Here is a 16,908-nt window from a genome sequence, read left to right on the forward strand (position 1 = left end):
CTTGTCCTAAGCTGGCGGTCCCTCATGGAGACTGCCGAATGAAAAAATTCTGTTGTGTGTTGCTGGCGCTGCTTCCGCTGACTGCGTTTGCGTACCCGATCGATGTGGAAAAGGACCTCAACGGCCTGAAGATCGACTACAACGCGTTCGACACCGATAACGACATCGGCTCCATTCAGGTCAACAACTACGGCGACGTCGACGCGACCTGCAAGGTGGTGTTCACCAACGGCCCGGAAGCGCCGCGCACCCGCAACATCGAAGTGGCCGCGGGCAAGCATAAAAACGCCACGGCCAAGTTCACCCGGACCATCATCAAGCTGCGCATCAAACTGAGCTGCACCCCGAAATAGCGTCACGGCCCTGTGGGGGGCGGGCTCCCACAGGGTATGGCTTGCATCTAAACGAATTTTTCGATGCTTTGCAGCAATTATTTGCGCTTTTTCATCGATACGACACTGTTTAACCTTCACTCCATCGACTTACAACATTCTCGGATGGAGGCTACACAACATGTCCCGCGTTCTGATCATCGAAAGCAGCGCCCGCCAGCAAGACTCGGTTTCCCGTCAACTGACCCAGACCTTCATCAGCCAGTGGAAAGCGGCGCATCCGGCCGATCAGATCACCGTACGTGACCTCGCCGTGAACCCGGTGCCGCACCTGGACATCAACCTGCTGGGCGGCTGGATGAAATCCGCCGAGCAGCGCAACGACAGCGAACAGGCCTCGCTGGACCGTTCCAACGAATTGACCGATGAATTGCTGGCAGCCGACGTGCTGGTGATGGCGGCGCCGATGTACAACTTCGCGATCCCGAGCACCCTGAAAGCCTGGCTCGACCACGTACTGCGTGCCGGCGTGACCTTCAAGTACACCGAAACCGGCCCGCAAGGTCTGCTCAGCGGCAAGCGTGCCTACGTGCTGACCGCTCGCGGCGGGATCTACGCCGGCGGCCCGGCGGATCATCAGGAACCGTACCTGCGTCAGGTGATGGGCTTCATCGGCATTAATGACGTGACCTTCATCCACGCCGAAGGCATGAACCTGGGCGGCGACTTCCAAGAGAAAGGCCTCAACCAGGCCAACGCCAAACTGTCCCAGGTCGCTTGATATGTTAATCGCCAGATAATCGCCGATTGTTCTAGTGACCTGGCGCAACCCCTTCAAGGCTCTACGCGCATCGAACCTCCCTTTGCACTTATTGCTCCTGAGTGCTGTAGCCCGATTGAACGCTTTAGCGAGATCGGGCTTTTTTTTGCCCGGGATTTAGCGATGGCCGGCAAAAAACGCTATCGTCGCCGCCATTCGAAATCGAGGCGAGCATGGGCTATCTACTTTTTGTCACGCTGATCCAGGCGTTTTCCTTCAGTCTGATCGGCGAATACCTGGCCGGTCATGTCGACAGCTACTTCGCGGTGCTGGTGCGGGTGGTGCTGGCCGGGCTGGTGTTTATCCCGCTGACGCGCTGGCGCTCGGTCGAACCGGCGTTCATGCGCGGCATGCTGCTGATCGGCGCGTTGCAGTTCGGCGTGACTTACGTCTGCCTGTATCTGAGCTTCCGCGTGCTGACGGTGCCGGAAGTGCTGCTGTTCACCATCCTCACGCCACTGCACGTGACGCTGATCGAAGATGCGCTCAACCGACGCTTCAACCCGTGGGCGCTGATCGCCGCACTGGTGGCGGTCGCCGGCGCGGCGGTGATTCGCTACGACCGGATCAACCCGGACTTCTTCATGGGCTTTCTGCTGCTGCAACTGGCCAACTTCACCTACGCCGCCGGACAAGTGCTGTACAAGCATCTGGTGGCGAAGCACCCGAGCGATCTGCCGCACTACCGGCGCTTCGGTTTCTTCTACCTGGGTGCACTGGCGGTGGCGTTGCCGGCGTTCCTGCTGTTCGGCAAATCCAACTTCCTGCCGGAAGCGCCGCTGCAATGGGGTGTGCTGGTGTTCCTTGGTCTGGTCTCGACCGCACTCGGTCTGTACTGGTGGAACAAGGGTGCGTGCCTGGTCAACGGTGGCACCCTGGCGGTGATGAACAACCTGCACGTGCCGGTGGGGCTGCTGCTGAACCTGCTGATCTGGAATCAGCATGAAGAACTCGGGCGGTTGTTCCTCGGTGGCAGCGTGATTCTGGCGGCGGTGTGGATCAGCCGGTTGGGGATTCGCCAGTCGGCGCCAATTGCTCCACCAGAAACGCGATAAACGCCCGAGTCTTCTGCGGCACTCGCCGGGCTGACGAATACACCGCGTTGATGGTGATCGCCGGGGCTTGCCATTCGCACAGCACCGGCACCAGTCGCCCGGCCGCCAGTGCTTCTTCGACGATGAAGTCCGGCAGCAGCGCAATGCCCATGCCGGCCTCCGCTGCTTGCGCCAGCAGGTCGCCGTTGTTGGCGTGCAACGGCCCGGTGACGTTGACTCGCTGGGTTTCCTTGCCGTTGCACAGTTGCAGGCTGACCCCGCTCTGCAGATAGCCGTAGTTCAAGCATTGATGTGAGCGCAGATCCTGCGGGGTCTGCGGCGTGCCTGCGCGTTCGAGGTAAGCGGGGGAGGCGACCATGATCCGTGGGGCCGGCGCCAGTTGCCGGGCGATCATCGTCGAGTCGGGCAGGCTGGCGATGCGGATGGTCACGTCGAACCCGCCGCGCACCGGATCGACCTGCTGGTCGCTGAGCACCAGTTGCAGTTCGATGTTCGGGTGCTGCTCGTGGAACAGCGGAATCAGCTTGCCCAGCCGCCGCAAGCCGAACGACATCGGTGCGTTGACCCGCAACACCCCGCGCAATTCGCCAACCCCGTCCCGAGCTCGCTGCTCGGCCTCGTCCAGCGCCGCAATCACTTCCCGCGCCGCTTCGAAATACTCGGCGCCGGCTTCGGTGAGGTGCAGGCTGCGGGTGGTGCGTTGCAGCAGCTGCACACCGATGGCTTCTTCCAGTGCCTGAATCTGTTTGCTGACTTTCGAGCGGGGCACGTCCATGGCCCGGGCGGCGGCTGCGAAGCCGTTTTCGCCGACCGTCACCACGAAGGCGCGCATGCATTCGATGCGATCCATGATTGTCCCTTTTTTAGAATCAATGATTCTCGATTTTAGGGAATTGTCCCTTTATCAGCTAGCCCCTAAAGTGACATCCAAGCCGAGACAACAACGCCGCAGACGGCAAAACGCCTCGACTCACCCAATACCCAATCGAACTTTGAATCGACATCAAAAGGAACGCGCCATGTCTATCCGTGAACTGCTGAACCCAACCAACTCCGCCCTGATCCTGATCGACCACCAGCCGCAAATGGCTTTCGGCGTGCAGTCGATCGACCGTCAGACCCTGAAGAACAACACCGTCGGCCTGGCCAAGGCTGCCAAGATCTTCAACGTGCCGACCATCTACACCTCGGTCGAAACCGAAAGCTTCAGCGGCTACATCTGGCCGGAGCTGCTGGCGGTACACCCTGAGCAGAAGCCGATCGAGCGCACCTCGATGAACTCCTGGGAAGACAAGGCGCTGGTTGACGCGGTGAAGGCCACCGGGCGCAAGAAACTGATCATCGCCGCGCTGTGGACCGAGGTCTGCCTGACCTTTCCGGCCCTGGAAGCCCTGGCTGAAGGCTACGAGGTGTACATCGTCACCGACGCGTCCGGCGGCACCACCAAAGAAGCCCACGACATGTCGGTACAGCGGATGATTCAGGCGGGCGCAGTACCGGTGACCTGGCAGCAAGTGCTGCTCGAATACCAGCGTGACTGGGCGCACAAAGACACTTATCAGGCGGTAATGGACCTGGTGCTGGAACACAGCGGCGCGTACGGCATGGGCGTCGATTACGCCTACACCATGGTGCACAAGGCACCGCAGCGGCAGGCCTGATAAATCGGCCGGACAAAAAAAGACGCAACCGGGGTTGCGTCTTTTTTTTGCGTTTGAAGAAAGCGTTACATCAGATGTTTTTCGGCTTCCGGAATATGGCTCGCACCAAGAACTGCCGGCAATATTCCGGAACGCAAATCCCCACCGCTCGGTTGCTGATACAGGCTCAGCCCGAACTCCGGCAGCACCGCCAGCAGGTAATCGAAAATATCCCCCTGGATCCGCTCGTAATCGGCCCACACCGTGGTGGTGGTAAAGCAGTAGATTTCCAGCGGAATGCCCTGGGCCGTGGTCTGCATCTGGCGGACCATGCAGGTCATGTTCGGCTGGATCTCCGGGTGGCTCTTCAGATAGGCCAGCGCGTAAGCGCGGAAGGTGCCGATGTTGGTCATGCGCCGGCGGTTGGCCGACATCGCCGCGACGTTGCCCTGCGCCTCATTCCAGGCTTTGAGCTCGGCTTTCTTGCGGCCCATGTACGCCGTCAGCAGGTGCACCTGGGAGAGTTTTTCTTCTTCATCGTCGCGGATGAACCGCACACCGCTGGCGTCGATGAACAGACTGCGCTTGATCCGCCGTCCGCCGGACTGCTGCATGCCGCGCCAGTTTCTGAACGACTCGGACATCAGGCGCCAGGTCGGGATCGAGACGATGGTCTTGTCGAAGTTCTGCACCTTGACCGTGTGCAGGGTGATGTCGACCACATCGCCATCGGCGCCGACCTGCGGCATTTCGATCCAGTCGCCGACCCGCAGCATGTCGTTGCTGGTCAGTTGCACGCTGGCAACGAACGACAGCAGGGTGTCCTTATAGACCAACAGGATCACCGCCGACATCGCACCCAGACCGGACAGCAGCAACAGCGGCGATCGGTCGATCAGGGTGGCGACGATGATGATCGCGCCGAACACGTACAGAACCATTTTCGCCAGTTGCACGTAACCCTTGATCGAGCGGGTGCGGGCGTGTTCGGTGCGGGCGTAGATGTCCAGCAGTGCATTGAGCAGGGCGCTGACCGACAGCAGCAGGAAAAGAATGGTGAACGCCAGCGCGACGTTGCCGAGGAACACCATGGCGGTCTTGCTCAGTTCCGGCACCAGATGCAGGCCGAACTGGATCACCAGCGACGGCGTCATCTGCGCCAGGCGCTGAAACACCTTGTTATGCCGAAAGTCATTGATCCAGTGCAGCGCGGGCTGGCGACCGAGCATGCGACTGGCATGCAGGATCAGGTAGCGCGCCACTCGTCCGAGGACCAGCGCGATCACCAGCAGCAGGAGCAAAGCCAGGCCGGCGTGCAGGAGCGGGTGCTGTTCGAGGGTACCCCAGAGGTCTTGGGCGTTGAGCCAGAGCTGTTTGAAATCCATGAGAGAGACGATTCTTCTGTAAGACGCGACGGGCGATTAGAGCATTTAAGACGCTGTGTATTACCGTTGGAGACAAATCGAGCAACAAAAAAGCCACTGATTACGGCGTATTTCATAAAGAAACTCGGCCTGAGCGCTCGAAACCGGTAACCTATGCAGCTGATTTTTTGCATATCTTCGAGGTAGCACCCGTGTTTTCCCAATTCGCCCTGCACGAACGCCTGCTCAAAGCCGTGGCCGAGCTGAAATTTGTCGAGCCAACGCCTGTGCAAGCCGCGGCCATTCCGCTGGCGCTTCAGGGGCGTGACCTGCGGGTGACGGCGCAAACCGGTAGCGGCAAGACCGCCGCTTTCGTCCTGCCGATCCTCAACCGCCTGATCGGCCCGGCCAAGATCCGCGTCAGCATCAAGACCCTGATCCTGCTGCCGACCCGCGAGCTGGCCCAGCAGACCCTGAAGGAAGTCGAGCGCTTTTCGCAGTTCACTTTCATCAAGTCCGGCCTGATCACCGGCGGTGAAGACTTCAAGGTCCAGGCCGCCATGCTGCGCAAGGTGCCGGACATCCTGATCGGCACCCCGGGCCGGATGATCGAGCAACTGAACGCCGGCAACCTCGACCTCAAAGAAGTCGAAGTGCTGGTGCTCGACGAAGCCGACCGCATGCTCGACATGGGTTTTGCCGAAGACGTGCAGCGTCTGGTCGACGAATGCCCGAACCGTCAGCAGACCATGCTGTTCTCCGCCACCACCGGCGGTTCCGGCCTGCGCGAGATGATCGCCAAGGTGCTGAACAACCCTGAGCACCTGCAGCTCAACGCGGTCAGCCAGCTGAACGACACCACCCGTCAGCAGATCATCACCGCCGACCACAACCAGCACAAAGAACAGATTGTGAACTGGCTGCTGGCCAACGAGACCTACCAGAAGGCCATCGTCTTCACCAACACCCGGGCCATGGCCGACCGCATCTACGGTCGCCTCGTCGCCCAGGAATACAAGGCGTTCGTGCTGCACGGCGAGAAAGACCAGAAGGATCGCAAGCTGGCGATCGACCGTCTGAAGCAGGGCGGCGTGAAGATCCTGGTGGCTACCGACGTGGCGGCCCGTGGTCTGGACGTTGACGGCCTGGATCTGGTGATCAACTTCGACATGCCACGCAGCGGCGACGAATACGTGCACCGCATCGGTCGTACCGGCCGTGCAGGCAACGACGGTCTGGCGATCTCGCTGATCTGCCACGGCGACTGGAACCTGATGTCGAGCATCGAGCGCTATCTGAAGCAGAGCTTCGAGCGCCGTACCATCAAGGAAGTCAAGGGCACCTACGGCGGACCGAAAAAGGTCAAGGCCTCGGGCAAGGCCGTCGGCGTGAAGAAGAAAAAGACCGACGCCAAGGGCGACAAGAAGAAAACCGCCGCCAAGACCCCGACCAAGCGCAAGAACGCTAATCGTCCGAAACCAGACTCTCTGGTGAGCAGCGATGGCATGGCTCCGCTCAAGCGCCGCAAGCCGGAAGCGCCGGCGGCTGAGTAAGTCGTTTCAGGCAGGCAAAGAAAAACCCGGACATGGTCCGGGTTTTTTTATCGCCAGGGTTTATCAACTGCCCAGCAGGCCAGTGGTGTCGGCATCAAAGCGCCGCTTGGCCTGATCGGCTATCGGTTTGAGCTGCGCGAGCAGGGCTGCCTCGCTGTACAGCCCGGGCAGCGCCGACTCCTTGGGCGTCGGCTCGATCGGGATCAGCACATCTTCACCCGCCGCGTGCAGCCAGATCGCTACAACGTGCAGCGCCGAAACGAACAACACTCGCAGCTCAACGGTTTTGCCCTGCAACTGTGGCGATTGCTCGGCCAGTTTCAGCGCATCGACCGTAGCGGCCGCCAGGTTGCCGTGGTTTAACGAGGCGAACTCGACGTGACCGCGGACTTCGGCCAATTGCGCATCGGCAATCGACACACCGTCGGCAAACACCAGGTAATGCCAGTCACCGAGCCGGGCGTCTTTCAGGCCTTTGCCATCGCTCAGATCTTCCAGGCTGAGCGAGTAGCCGCGATAGGCCTCGCTCAGGCTGATTTTCGCAGGCGCCGCACTGGCGAACTGGCGATTGACGCCGAAGCCCTGGGTCTGCAACGCGGCCTGCAGGGCCGGACGCAAGGTCTGTACGCCGTTGGAAGGCGCTTTTGGATAAGTCAGTTTCATGATGCCGCCCCCTGGTTTTTCGCCGTGAAGTAAGTGTGAGTCCAGTTGCCGCCGCCATTGTAGGAACCGGGGAAGGCACTCAGCGCGCGGGTCGAATAGCCGTAGATCGAATCCGCAACCAGCACGTAATTGCCGTTGGTGCCATAGATCGCCAGAAAGTGCGCACCGCCGCCATACCAGGCGCAACGCAGACCGACAGGGCGGCCCATGTTGATTTGGTTCTGGATGGCCGACATCTGCAACGAACCCTGATTCATCCCGTTGTAGCTGCGGGTGGTTTGCAGGGCCGAATCCAGATAGCCGTAGACGTTGCACGGCCCCGGTTGGCTGCAGCAATTGCGGTCCAGTTGGGTGCTGGCCACGCCGCACTGCGTCCAGGACCCGGTGCCGTAGTAATTGCCGACCGAAGCGGAAACCGCCGCCCAGCACCAGTTGGTCTGGGTCTGCTGCTGCATCGTAAAGTTGAGACTCGAGGCAGCCAGGGCCCTGGCCTGTGGGGCCGCTTCGACCTCGACCAGTTGCGGGTCGAGCAGATGGCCGATCAGGCACCCGGGCAGGGTGTTGCCAGTGAATGCCGTTGTTTCAGTGGTTAACATTTTTCAATCCTCCATGAATGAAAACAAACGTTCCGCGTTTGCGGGATAACGGTATTGCCGAGCGATCGGTGTTCAAGGGTTGCCATCTCCGATGGCCGGTTCTGATCAGGCTCGGGGTAACCCTAGGTCTGAATATGCGTTTATGCAAATAATAAAATGCACTAATGCAAATTTCCGGACAAAAGGAAGCAGGCTTTGGTATCGATTTAGCCTGATCGATGCCGAAGCCTGCCGTTGTCTGAGCGGGTGTTATCCCTCGGTTTTTTTCTCCGCCGAACCCAGTTCCTTCAAGCGCTGATCGATCAACTGGCATTTGTCCGGGAGGTCGGCGGAGGCAGTGCCCAGGTCCATTTTCTGCAACTCGGCGTTGATCTCCTTGGCCTTTGTCGGGTTTTGCTCTGTGAGCTTCGCGACTTCCTTGGCCAGTTGCTCGCGTTTGGCGGTGGCTTCCTCCGGCGTACAGGCCCAGACGGGCAGGGCGCAGGCGAGCGTGGCGGCGAGGGTGAGCTTGAGCAGGGTTTTCATGGGGAATGGCCTCAGTTCCGGTTAAGGCGGGTTAACCGGTTGAGGGTTCTGGCTAGCGAAAAGTTCACTGCGACTGGCGTTGGGGGGATGCCTTGTTCAAAAGTCGACCTCGGCAATTGAAATGCCTATGCATCGGTTGAATACATCGACAAGAAGATCGTCATCACCGTGGTAGGAGTGAATACATGCCTTGATCCATTCCTCTTGATCGACCATCCCCCAGTCGATGAGATAACCGGCGTTGAAAATGATGTATTCAAACAGGATGCGCTGGGTTCGGCCATTTCCTTCCCTGAACGGGTGAGCCACATTGAGAGTGCCATACGAAGCGGCGACTGCTGAAACCAGTTGTTGACGGGAAAACCCTTCAAACCACCCAGCGTCCGCCATTTTCGAAAGTTCTCTTGCGACTTCACGCTCAATGTATTCCGGGCTGCAAAATCGCGTACTGCCTTTACTGATCGCCAGTGTCCGGATTTCGCCAGCCCATGGATAGATCGCTTCAAACAAGGTGCGGTGCACCCGTTTTAACGTTGCAAGGCTGTAGGGAGGAGGAATGAATTCCAAACGCGCAGAGGCGACTTCATTGATGTAGCGTTCTGCTTCATCCAGGTCTTCGGCGTTGCGTAAGTCGAGCAAATTGACAAGAACGTCAGTGCCCGGATAACAATCCGGGGCTTGGTCAGAACCGTATTTATCGTTGCTCAAGCTTTCAAGAGCTGGACCGCTCTCAAGGCAGCGGCCCTGGTGGGAAGTTTGATATCGCCATCAGTCGGAGATGGAACAAAGCCTTCCAGGCGCAGACTGGCCGCGAAATTGGCTCTGCGTTGCTTCGCGAACCAGGCTTTCTTGGTTTGCAGACTCAGCTTTTCCATATCGGCCTCTTGATGCGGGAATGCGCCAATTATAGTCGAACGAAGCCGTGACGGCTCGTTCGACCTAGCATCGCACATCCTGCGGCACCATTGAACCCGTTCACGCAGACGGGCTACCCATCATGGCAGCAACTGGATTTTGCGGCGCCGTCATAGCGGTCATGGTGCCGCACCCATTCCATGATCTCGTCCTCGTTCCGGCCCTTGGGCGTGAGGTCGAGGTAGTTGTAGGCACCGACCAGCAAGTCCAGGCCTCGCGCGTAGGTTGAGTAAGTGTGGAAAATCTCGCCGTTGTCAGCGCGATAAAACACGCTGAGCCCGGGCATTTCTTCCTCGGCGCTGTCGGTCTTTTCGTAGTTGTACGTAGCTTTGCCAGCGTCGACATCCTCAGCACGGGCGCACACGCCGAAGTCGTAGTTGAAATCGCAACCGTCCGACGACACCCAGTCGAATGTCCAGCCCATCCGCCGCTTGAAGGCCTGGAATTCGGCGAACGGTGCGTGGGACACCGCCACCAGCGCAATGTCGTGATGGGCCAGGTGCAGGTTGGCGCCGTCGATGTGGTCGCTGAGGAATGAACAGCCCGGGCAACCTTCCTCCCAGCCCTTGGCGAACATGAAGTGGTAAACGACGAGTTGGCTGTGCTTGCCGAACAGGTCGGCGAGTTTCAATTCGCCGTTCGGCCCCATGAAGCGGTAATCCTTGTCGATCTTTACCCAGGGCAGGGCGCGGCGTTTGGCGCTGAGGCGGTCGCGTTCTTTGGTGAAGGCCTTTTCATCGGCCAGATGCTGCTTGCGGGCGGCGAGCCATTCTTCGCGCGACACCACCGGATGATTCTCAACGTTCATGATGATTTCTCCTGCGGGGGTTGAAACCGTCTGTCTCAGACTAGTCGTTCAACCACCCGGGAAATCGACAGACCGCCGGTCGGTCGGGGCGCCGAATAATCCTGAACGGTGGCGCAACGCTCCGGTCACAACCTGTGAACGCGCCAAAAAATCACGCGCACCGGAGGTTGAATCAGGATGACGACTTATAACTGGGATTTGATTGAACGCCTGCTGCATGAAGTGCAGAACGGCGCGGGCCACAGCTTTGCGCCACGGTCTTTTGCCGAAGACTATGCGGCGGAGAAAGCGGCGGCGGGCCAGCCGATCGAGAATCTGGATCACCTGAAAACGCTTGCCTGCGACTATGAGCAACTGCTGCTGTTGCGCGGTTACATCCAGCCCCGTGGCGAAGACGAGGGCAGCACCGGCAACAACTTCAGCCTGACCCCGCGCGGCTCCAGTCTGTTGAGCCTGATCGACAGCAGCATTCCCGGCAATGATCATCCGCGCGAAGTGCTGGATGATCAGGAAGACGCGCTGGATGAGCTGACGTTCGATGAGGTAGCTTCCAAAGCGCAGATCGCCTGAGGTTTGCACAAAAAAATGTGGGAGCGAACGTGCTCGCTCCCACATGGGTTTCGCAGTGGTCTCAGCTTTTTTGTGCGGCCTTCAGGCACTTCAAATCATTGAAGTCCTTGCGCACTCCCTCGATCTTTTTCAACAGGCGCTGGCGCTGCTGCGGCGTACTGTCGGCCATCAGATCGACGAACAGCGAACGGGCCTGCGCCTCCGTATTGGCGTAGGCCTTTTGGTAATCCGCTGTCCATAACCGCTCGCGATTGACCAGAAGCGTCTCGATCCGTTGTGGAAATTCAGGACTGTTGCGTTGCGCCACCGCCGCGCTGAACTGCTTCTGCCAGTGAGCACGGTTGGCAATCCACTGGGTGTTCTGATCGCCCAGAGCGGTCGACCAGGCCATCACCCGCTGTTCCTGTTTGGCGTTCAACGGGCCGAGCCAATCGTTGAGACGCTTGTCCATGCGCGCGCCACGCTCGGCAATCTGCTGTGAAAGCGGTGGCTTGAGGTATTCCTGTTGGCGTTTCTGCAGGTCTTTGGCAAAGGCGTCGTTCATTTCAGCGACCTGCCGATCATCCAGGCCTTGCAGCAATTCAATCGCCGACGGGGTGATTTCCCGGGCGGTTTCGGCGATTGCCTGCTTGGCCTCTGCGGTGCGGGCCTGAAGTGCGGCGTCGGTGACCTGATTGGTCTCGACCATGGTTTGCAGGCGATCAAGCCAGTCCAGATAACCCGGTAACTGCGTGGTGCAGTGCCAGCTCAGGTGTTCCCTGAGGCGTTCGTTGAACCAGCCTTTCTGCTCGCCGTTCATGTCCAGGTAGTCGCTGAGCGTCCACGGAATGATCACGTCGAGATTGCGATAGGCCAGGCCGACACGGCTGCAGGCGCCGAGGGCGAGGGTCAGGATCAGTAGAATCGCGATGCGTTTGAACCAGCTAGACATGGGCGAGTCCTTGCGAAAGCCAGCCTTGAGGGTCTGATGCTCATGTGAACGCAGGATGGCCCCGGCAGTTCAGCCAATCAATAGAACGCGCGTTCGGCCTTGAGCGTGACCAGCCCGTCGCACTGACTGTTATGCCCGGAATAGGCTGAGCAATCGCTGCCGCTGAGGCTCGAATTGCTGTAGATCAGGTCGAGGTCGATGCCCATGAACGGCCGGGAAAATTTCACCGACCAATCGGTAAAACTGCTGACATACCCCCCGTCCACCGAGACCGGCGTGTTGAGCTGATGGGTGGTGTATTTCATGCTGATCCCGATGCCGAACGGCTGATTGCCGCCCAGGTCGGCAAACAGGGTGTTGTTCTGTTTATCCGGGTCGTTGCTCAGGGCGATGCCGATCCGGCTGCCGAGCAAGGTCAGGCCACCGAACAGTTCCTGGCTGTCGAGGGTGTCGACCTTGGGATAGCTGTAATGGATCATCCCGACTTCGTAGCCGAGGGTCTGATCGAAAGGTTGTTTAAAGCCGACGTAGGAATCGATTTCGAGATTCTTCCCCGGCGTGAGGCCCATGCTCGGTGCGTACTGACCGACATACAGGCCGCTGTCGTGGCTCAGGTCCAGGCCGCCGTGGAACGAGCCGACCGCCGAAGGCTTGACCAGCCCCTGGGCCATGCTGCGGCTGGGCGTGGTGCCGAGCTTGAGGTCGAAGTCACCGAGCTCACGCTGGAAAATCTGCGCGTGCGCCACCGGGCTCGCCAGCAGGCCTACAAGCAATAAACAGGAAGATTTGAGCATGCGTCACTCCTTGAGCAGCGAGCGCAGGTGCGACAAACCTGCTGAAACGCTTGATCCAGACGCGTGCAAGGATACCGGCGAATGATCGGCATCGAGGGCCGTTCGTCGATTTTTGCAGTTTTGAATGTTTGATTAAACGTAAGAGAGGTCTTGCGAGGGATCCGGTCCAGACGCTTCGAAGCTCAAAGCGCCTTTGGACAGGTGTGCTGCGGGGTGTTACTTCTTGCCCAGGCTGATCTGCTTGGACGGGCCGAACGTCTGGCCGCTGACGCCCTTGGCAATTTGCTGGATCTCGCCGCCGGACTTGAGGAATGCCGCGATCTGATCGTTGATCGATTCGCTGGTTTCAACGGCTGGAGCTGGCTTTGCTTTGCTGGTGGATGCTTTTACACGCATGGCGGCCATTAACCTGTAGAAAAGTAACTCGGCCAGGCATCGTACAGGAATAACTTGACAATTGCTTGGTAAATATCCCTCGGAATAACCCAGCGTGCAGGTGGATTATTCTCGATTAATTATTCGAAATATCCCGCTAACCTGCTGTTTTAAATAACAACATTTATTCGATTTGAGGATGCTGGCCGGCCTCGGGATCAGGCAAAAGCCGTCACGCTGGCCTGACGAGTGGTGCTCGTGCGGCGCGAAATCCAGGAAAATCAAGGCCTCCCGCAGATTTTCACTCGGCCGTCCGATCTGGCGACCGACGAACCCGGCAAAACCGGGTAGAATGCCGCCCACGCAATGAGGGTATTGGAAATGGCTTTAGTCGGGCGTTACAACAGTTTGCAAGTGGTTAAACACACTAACTTCGGTTTATATCTGGACGGCGGTGCCGACGGCGAAATTCTTTTGCCCAACCGTTATATTCCTAAAGATATTCCCAGCGAAGATGAAGACTGGCTCAATGTTTTCATTTATCTGGACAGTGACGACAAACTTATTGCCACCACTGAAAAACCAAAAGTTCAGGTCGGTGAATTTGCCAGTTTGAAAGTTGTTGAAGTCAACAGCATCGGCGTGTTCCTCGACTGGGGCCTGCCGAAGGATCTGCTGCTGCCTTACTCCGAAGAAAAACGCCAGATGACCGCCGGCGAGTACTGCGTGGTGCATGTCTACCTCGACAAGCACACCCGCCGCATCACCGCGACCGCGCGCCTGGATCGTTATCTGGACAAGACCCCCGCCAACTACAGCGTGGGCCAGGAAGTTGATCTGCTGGTGGCCGAATCCACCGACATGGGTTTCAAGGCCGTCATCAACAACAAGCACTGGGGTTTGATTCACAAGAATGAAATCTTCAAGTTCATGCGTTCCGGCATGCGCGAGAAAGGCTTCATCAAGGAAGTGCGCGCCGACGGCAAGATCAGCCTGAGCCTGCAACCGGTGGGGCAGGAAGCAGCCAGCAGCCTGAACTCGAAGATCCTCTCCAAGTTGCGCGAAAACGATGGCACCCTGGCCGTCAGCGACAAGAGCGACCCGGCGCTGATCAGCAGCCTGTTCGGTGTCAGCAAGGGCAACTTCAAGAAGGCCATCGGTTCGTTGTACAAGGAAGGCAAGATCGTCATTCACGCCGATCGCATTGAACTAACCTGAGCCTGACGTGGCCCATGTTGCATGGGCTTACTTGAGGTCGGGCAGATGAAAAAACCACTGATTGCCTACGTCGCCACGCTGCTGACGTTTCTTCTGCTCGACGGCGTCTGGCTTGGCGTGCTGATGGCGCCGACCTATCGCGAACTGCTCGGTTCGCTGATGCTCGAAAAACCGTTGCTGGTGCCAGCAGCGGTTTTTTATTGCCTGTATGTTTTCGGCTGTGTGGTGTTCGTGGTGTTGCCGTCGCTGACCTGGCAACGCGCCGCCCGGATGGGAGCGCTGCTCGGGCTGGTCGCTTATGGCACCTATGACCTGACCAACTGGGCGACATTGCGCGGCTGGTCGGCGCAGGTGTCGCTGATGGATTGGGCTTGGGGGACGTTCGCCACGGCGCTGGCCTGTACGGTCGGATTTGTTGTGGCCAGCCGGTTTGGCAGATCAGCTCGTTGATCTTGGTCGCCTGACCTGACGCCATCGCTGGCTTGCCAGCGATTGACGGCGCAGTCGTCAGCCATTCTCCGCTGACGTTGCAGGAGCATGAAATGTCTTTTCCAGACGGCTTTTTCTGGCTGACTGGTTAATAATCCACTCACTACTTTTCGCCCCGGACAAAGAGCCGGGGCTTTGTTTGACCATTGGAAAAACTGCCATGTTGTGTGTGTTAGAGGTGTCGAGGTGAGCGTCAGTCGGCGCAGTGCCGACGGGTTTGCCCTGCAAGTGATGATCGGCCTGTGCCTGATCTGGGGCGTGCAGCAGGTGATGATCAAGTGGGCGGCGACCGACATTGCGCCGGTGATGCAGGCGGCGGGGCGGTCGGGGATATCCGCGTTGCTGGTAGGACTGCTGATCTGCTGGAAGGGCGGCTGGGATCAGGTCGGCGCTACCTGGCGCGGCGGCTTGCTGGCCGGTGCCTTGTTCGGGCTCGAATTCCTGTTCATCTCCGAAGGCTTGCAGTTGACCACCGCCGCGCACATGTCGGTGTTCCTCTACACCGCGCCGATCTTCACCGCGCTGGGCGTGCATTTTCTGTTGCCGAGCGAGCGCCTACGACCGGTGCAATGGGTTGGGATCTTCCTCGCATTTGTCGGCATTGCCATCGCGTTTGCCGGCGGCGTGTCGTGGGACAACCTCGACCGCCGGATGTTGATGGGCGATGCCCTCGGCGTGCTGGCCGGTGCCAGTTGGGGCGCGACCACCGTGGTGGTGCGCGCCTCGCGCCTGTCCGAGGCGCCGGTGACCCTGACCCTGTTCTATCAACTGATCGTCGGTTTCATCGGCCTGTTGCTGATCGCGCTGCTCAGCGGCCAGATCACCCACGTCAGCCTGACCGTCGTGGCCGTGGGCAGTGTGCTGTTCCAGGGGCTGGTGGTGTCGTTCTTCAGTTACCTGACCTGGTTCTGGCTGCTGCGCCGTTATCTGGCGGCCAACCTCGCGGTGTTTTCCTTCATGACACCGTTGTTCGGCGTCACGTTCGGCGTGGTGCTGCTCGGCGAAGAACTGAGCCTGAACTTCATCATCGGCGCCGTGCTGGTGTTGCTCGGCATCACCTTCGTCAGCGCGGAACAGTGGGTGCGTCGGCGTTTGCGCAAAGCCCTCGGTCAGCCGTAACCGATTTGCAGGCCAGACCGCCGGCAATCAGCAGGCCGCTGCCGGCAATCACCAGCGCCGGTTGCAGGCCGCCGCTGAAATGGCTGCTGACCGCCGCCAGCAACGGCCCGCTGAGTTGACCGACGGCGAAGCACGCGGTGAGCAGGCCGGCGTTGCGCTGGGTGGCGTGGGGCGCCAGTTCCCGGGAGCGTTGCATCACCAGTTGCATGCAGGCCAGGAACGGCGTGCCGCACAGGACCACGCCCAATGCCAGACCGAGGCCGCTGCCCAACAGGCAAGCGAACACCCCGGCAGCCTGCAGCCACAACGTCGCCATCAACCAGTGCCGGGTGGTTTGCGGATCGTGCCGACGCAAACTTACCAGCAAAACGCCAATTGCGGCACCGAGGCCAAAGCACGGCCAGAACAGATCGGCCTGCCACTGCCCGTGAAATTGCGCGTTGGCCATCTGTGACAGAAACGTGGCCGGGATGATGTAGCCCACGCCATACAAGGCATACACCGCCGCCAAGCGCCCAATGCCACGATTTGATGAACTCACGGCAGCCGGCACGACCGGCACACCGCCGCCCGGTTGCGGCAGGATCCGCACGATTCCCAGCAACATCACCAGCGCCACGGCGGCATAGATCAGCCACAGAGTCGCGGAAGTCTGCTGCGCCAGATGTGAGAACAGCGCCAGCAATCCCGTCAGAAAAATCCCCAGCCCCGGCCCGGCAAAGACCAGCGCGCCCAATCGCGGACGACCCGCCGCCGCAGCCAGCGGCTGACTCAACGCAGTAATCATCACCAGCACCCAGGCACTCGCCACACCGGTACCGAAGCGCAGCAACAAATGCGACCAGAAACCGTTGGCACAGAACGATGCCAGCGTCAGCAACACACACAACCACAGACCGCCGTGCAGGCGCCGCTGCACTTGATCCGGCCGGCGGGAAAACATCGCATCCACCGCGCCGAGCAGATAACCGAGGTAGTTGGCCGCCGCAATCAGACCGGCGGCAGTCAGGTCGATCTGCCCTTCACTGAGCAGGTGCGGCAGTTGCGGGGTGAGGGCGAAACGCCCGATGCCCATGGCCATCATCAGGGCAATGAAACAGGCGGATAAGCGAATCAGCGGTGACATGTTCTGAATTCCGTT

21 protein-coding genes are annotated in these 16,908 nt (G+C 59.4%); 9 read left to right on the forward strand and 12 right to left on the reverse strand.

The window, feature by feature from the left end:
- The first annotated feature begins 38 nt into the window (after nt 1-38).
- The 3 genes from EIY71_RS21090 (at nt 39) to EIY71_RS21100 (ending at nt 2,207) form a co-directional block, all read left to right on the forward strand.
- Nucleotides 39-353 carry a hypothetical protein gene (locus tag EIY71_RS21090; protein WP_011332961.1) on the forward strand — a complete coding sequence of 105 codons (315 nt, stop codon included), beginning with the start codon at nt 39-41 and terminating at the stop codon, nt 351-353.
- A gap of 160 nt (nt 354-513) precedes the next feature.
- On the forward strand, nt 514-1,113 hold the full coding sequence (locus EIY71_RS21095) for an FMN-dependent NADH-azoreductase (protein ID WP_011332962.1): 600 nt from the start codon (nt 514-516) through the stop codon (nt 1,111-1,113).
- A gap of 212 nt (nt 1,114-1,325) precedes the next feature.
- Nucleotides 1,326-2,207, forward strand: a complete 882-nt coding sequence (locus tag EIY71_RS21100; protein WP_102685997.1) for a carboxylate/amino acid/amine transporter — start codon at nt 1,326-1,328, stop codon at nt 2,205-2,207.
- Here EIY71_RS21100 and EIY71_RS21105 read toward each other — a convergent pair.
- Nucleotides 2,152-3,057 carry a LysR family transcriptional regulator gene (locus EIY71_RS21105; RefSeq protein ID WP_011332964.1) on the reverse strand — a complete coding sequence of 302 codons (906 nt, stop codon included), beginning with the start codon at nt 3,055-3,057 and terminating at the stop codon, nt 2,152-2,154. The two genes, EIY71_RS21100 and EIY71_RS21105, sit on opposite strands and share 56 nt — an antisense overlap.
- A gap of 169 nt (nt 3,058-3,226) precedes the next feature.
- Between EIY71_RS21105 and EIY71_RS21110 the strand changes: the two genes are divergently transcribed.
- The gene (locus tag EIY71_RS21110; protein WP_007956548.1) at nt 3,227-3,868 is read left to right on the forward strand and encodes a hydrolase; all 642 of its coding nucleotides are present in this window, start codon (nt 3,227-3,229) and stop codon (nt 3,866-3,868) included.
- Nucleotides 3,869-3,933: 65 nt separating this feature from the next.
- Here EIY71_RS21110 and EIY71_RS21115 read toward each other — a convergent pair whose 3' ends face one another.
- Entirely contained in the window at nt 3,934-5,232 is a 1,299-nt protein-coding gene (locus EIY71_RS21115; RefSeq protein ID WP_085747182.1) for a mechanosensitive ion channel family protein, read from the reverse strand.
- A 191-nt stretch (nt 5,233-5,423) separates the two neighbouring features.
- Between EIY71_RS21115 and EIY71_RS21120 the strand changes: the two genes are divergently transcribed.
- Nucleotides 5,424-6,764, forward strand: coding sequence for a DEAD/DEAH box helicase (locus EIY71_RS21120; protein ID WP_102685998.1), 1,341 nt, complete (start codon nt 5,424-5,426; stop codon nt 6,762-6,764).
- A gap of 63 nt (nt 6,765-6,827) precedes the next feature.
- On the opposite strand, the gene EIY71_RS21125 is transcribed toward EIY71_RS21120, so the two are convergent.
- From EIY71_RS21125 to EIY71_RS21150, 6 genes are all read right to left on the reverse strand, one after another.
- Nucleotides 6,828-7,427 (reverse strand): hypothetical protein, encoded by a 600-nt coding sequence (locus tag EIY71_RS21125; protein WP_102685999.1) that lies wholly within the window; start codon nt 7,425-7,427, stop codon nt 6,828-6,830.
- Nucleotides 7,424-8,023 carry a papain-like cysteine protease family protein gene (locus EIY71_RS21130; protein ID WP_102686000.1) on the reverse strand — a complete coding sequence of 200 codons (600 nt, stop codon included), beginning with the start codon at nt 8,021-8,023 and terminating at the stop codon, nt 7,424-7,426. The genes EIY71_RS21125 and EIY71_RS21130 overlap by 4 nt, the downstream gene beginning before the upstream one ends.
- Before the next feature lie 249 nt (nt 8,024-8,272).
- Entirely contained in the window at nt 8,273-8,548 is a 276-nt protein-coding gene (locus EIY71_RS21135; RefSeq protein WP_007956561.1) for a hypothetical protein, read from the reverse strand.
- A 96-nt stretch (nt 8,549-8,644) separates the two neighbouring features.
- Nucleotides 8,645-9,256, reverse strand: coding sequence for a Fic family protein (locus EIY71_RS21140; RefSeq protein WP_085605659.1), 612 nt, complete (start codon nt 9,254-9,256; stop codon nt 8,645-8,647).
- Nucleotides 9,253-9,423: a YhfG family protein gene (locus EIY71_RS21145; protein WP_007956564.1), complete on the reverse strand. Its 171-nt coding sequence runs from the start codon at nt 9,421-9,423 to the stop codon at nt 9,253-9,255. The genes EIY71_RS21140 and EIY71_RS21145 overlap by 4 nt, the downstream gene beginning before the upstream one ends.
- Nucleotides 9,424-9,536: 113 nt before the next feature.
- Nucleotides 9,537-10,271, reverse strand: coding sequence for a thioredoxin family protein (locus EIY71_RS21150; RefSeq protein ID WP_085747177.1), 735 nt, complete (start codon nt 10,269-10,271; stop codon nt 9,537-9,539).
- A gap of 177 nt (nt 10,272-10,448) precedes the next feature.
- Here EIY71_RS21150 and EIY71_RS21155 point away from each other — a divergent pair, with 177 nt between their 5' ends.
- On the forward strand, nt 10,449-10,841 hold the full coding sequence (locus tag EIY71_RS21155) for a transcriptional regulator (protein WP_102686001.1): 393 nt from the start codon (nt 10,449-10,451) through the stop codon (nt 10,839-10,841).
- 61 nt (nt 10,842-10,902) lie between these two features.
- Here the strand turns inward: EIY71_RS21155 and EIY71_RS21160 are convergent, their stop codons facing one another.
- From EIY71_RS21160 to EIY71_RS21170, 3 genes are all read right to left on the reverse strand, one after another.
- Nucleotides 10,903-11,772, reverse strand: a complete 870-nt coding sequence (locus EIY71_RS21160) for a DUF6279 family lipoprotein (protein WP_102686002.1) — start codon at nt 11,770-11,772, stop codon at nt 10,903-10,905.
- 77 nt (nt 11,773-11,849) lie between these two features.
- Nucleotides 11,850-12,566, reverse strand: coding sequence for a TorF family putative porin (locus EIY71_RS21165; RefSeq protein WP_085747175.1), 717 nt, complete (start codon nt 12,564-12,566; stop codon nt 11,850-11,852).
- 216 nt (nt 12,567-12,782) lie between these two features.
- Complete coding sequence (locus EIY71_RS21170; RefSeq protein WP_016985943.1) at nt 12,783-12,971, reverse strand: hypothetical protein; 189 nt, start codon at nt 12,969-12,971, stop codon at nt 12,783-12,785.
- A 351-nt stretch (nt 12,972-13,322) separates the two neighbouring features.
- Between EIY71_RS21170 and EIY71_RS21175 the strand changes: the two genes are divergently transcribed.
- The 3 genes from EIY71_RS21175 to EIY71_RS21185 all read left to right on the forward strand — a co-directional run bounded on the left by EIY71_RS21175 (nt 13,323) and on the right by EIY71_RS21185 (nt 15,767).
- On the forward strand, nt 13,323-14,159 hold the full coding sequence (locus EIY71_RS21175; protein ID WP_085747174.1) for a S1 RNA-binding domain-containing protein: 837 nt from the start codon (nt 13,323-13,325) through the stop codon (nt 14,157-14,159).
- A 45-nt stretch (nt 14,160-14,204) separates the two neighbouring features.
- Nucleotides 14,205-14,609, forward strand: a complete 405-nt coding sequence (locus EIY71_RS21180; protein ID WP_085747173.1) for a DUF2177 family protein — start codon at nt 14,205-14,207, stop codon at nt 14,607-14,609.
- Nucleotides 14,610-14,834: 225 nt separating this feature from the next.
- Nucleotides 14,835-15,767, forward strand: coding sequence for a DMT family transporter (locus EIY71_RS21185; protein ID WP_102686003.1), 933 nt, complete (start codon nt 14,835-14,837; stop codon nt 15,765-15,767).
- Here EIY71_RS21185 and EIY71_RS21190 read toward each other — a convergent pair.
- Nucleotides 15,712-16,893: an MFS transporter gene (locus tag EIY71_RS21190; RefSeq protein ID WP_134022997.1), complete on the reverse strand. Its 1,182-nt coding sequence runs from the start codon at nt 16,891-16,893 to the stop codon at nt 15,712-15,714. The genes EIY71_RS21185 and EIY71_RS21190 overlap by 56 nt on opposite strands.
- Nucleotides 16,894-16,908: the final 15 nt, after the last annotated feature.

Source organism: Pseudomonas sp. CH235 (assembly GCF_004368175.1).
Taxonomy (GTDB): Bacteria; Pseudomonadota; Gammaproteobacteria; order Pseudomonadales; family Pseudomonadaceae; genus Aquipseudomonas; species Aquipseudomonas paraglycinae.

Bases quoted from the DNA above. Each gene is read 5' to 3' on its own strand.
- EIY71_RS21090 (WP_011332961.1), top strand. From the start codon at position 39: ATGAAAAAATTCTGTTGTGTGTTGCTGGCGCTGCTTCCGCTGACTGCG.
- EIY71_RS21095 (WP_011332962.1), top strand. From the start codon at position 514: ATGTCCCGCGTTCTGATCATCGAAAGCAGCGCCCGCCAGCAAGACTCG.
- EIY71_RS21100 (WP_102685997.1), top strand. From the start codon at position 1,326: ATGGGCTATCTACTTTTTGTCACGCTGATCCAGGCGTTTTCCTTCAGT.
- EIY71_RS21105 (WP_011332964.1), bottom strand. From the start codon at position 3,057: ATGGATCGCATCGAATGCATGCGCGCCTTCGTGGTGACGGTCGGCGAA.
- EIY71_RS21110 (WP_007956548.1), top strand. From the start codon at position 3,227: ATGTCTATCCGTGAACTGCTGAACCCAACCAACTCCGCCCTGATCCTG.
- EIY71_RS21115 (WP_085747182.1), bottom strand. From the start codon at position 5,232: ATGGATTTCAAACAGCTCTGGCTCAACGCCCAAGACCTCTGGGGTACC.
- EIY71_RS21125 (WP_102685999.1), bottom strand. From the start codon at position 7,427: ATGAAACTGACTTATCCAAAAGCGCCTTCCAACGGCGTACAGACCTTG.
- EIY71_RS21130 (WP_102686000.1), bottom strand. From the start codon at position 8,023: ATGTTAACCACTGAAACAACGGCATTCACTGGCAACACCCTGCCCGGG.
- EIY71_RS21135 (WP_007956561.1), bottom strand. From the start codon at position 8,548: ATGAAAACCCTGCTCAAGCTCACCCTCGCCGCCACGCTCGCCTGCGCC.
- EIY71_RS21145 (WP_007956564.1), bottom strand. From the start codon at position 9,423: ATGGAAAAGCTGAGTCTGCAAACCAAGAAAGCCTGGTTCGCGAAGCAA.
- EIY71_RS21150 (WP_085747177.1), bottom strand. From the start codon at position 10,271: ATGAACGTTGAGAATCATCCGGTGGTGTCGCGCGAAGAATGGCTCGCC.
- EIY71_RS21155 (WP_102686001.1), top strand. From the start codon at position 10,449: ATGACGACTTATAACTGGGATTTGATTGAACGCCTGCTGCATGAAGTG.
- EIY71_RS21160 (WP_102686002.1), bottom strand. From the start codon at position 11,772: ATGTCTAGCTGGTTCAAACGCATCGCGATTCTACTGATCCTGACCCTC.
- EIY71_RS21165 (WP_085747175.1), bottom strand. From the start codon at position 12,566: ATGCTCAAATCTTCCTGTTTATTGCTTGTAGGCCTGCTGGCGAGCCCG.
- EIY71_RS21170 (WP_016985943.1), bottom strand. From the start codon at position 12,971: ATGGCCGCCATGCGTGTAAAAGCATCCACCAGCAAAGCAAAGCCAGCT.
- EIY71_RS21175 (WP_085747174.1), top strand. From the start codon at position 13,323: ATGGCTTTAGTCGGGCGTTACAACAGTTTGCAAGTGGTTAAACACACT.
- EIY71_RS21180 (WP_085747173.1), top strand. From the start codon at position 14,205: ATGAAAAAACCACTGATTGCCTACGTCGCCACGCTGCTGACGTTTCTT.
- EIY71_RS21190 (WP_134022997.1), bottom strand. From the start codon at position 16,893: ATGTCACCGCTGATTCGCTTATCCGCCTGTTTCATTGCCCTGATGATG.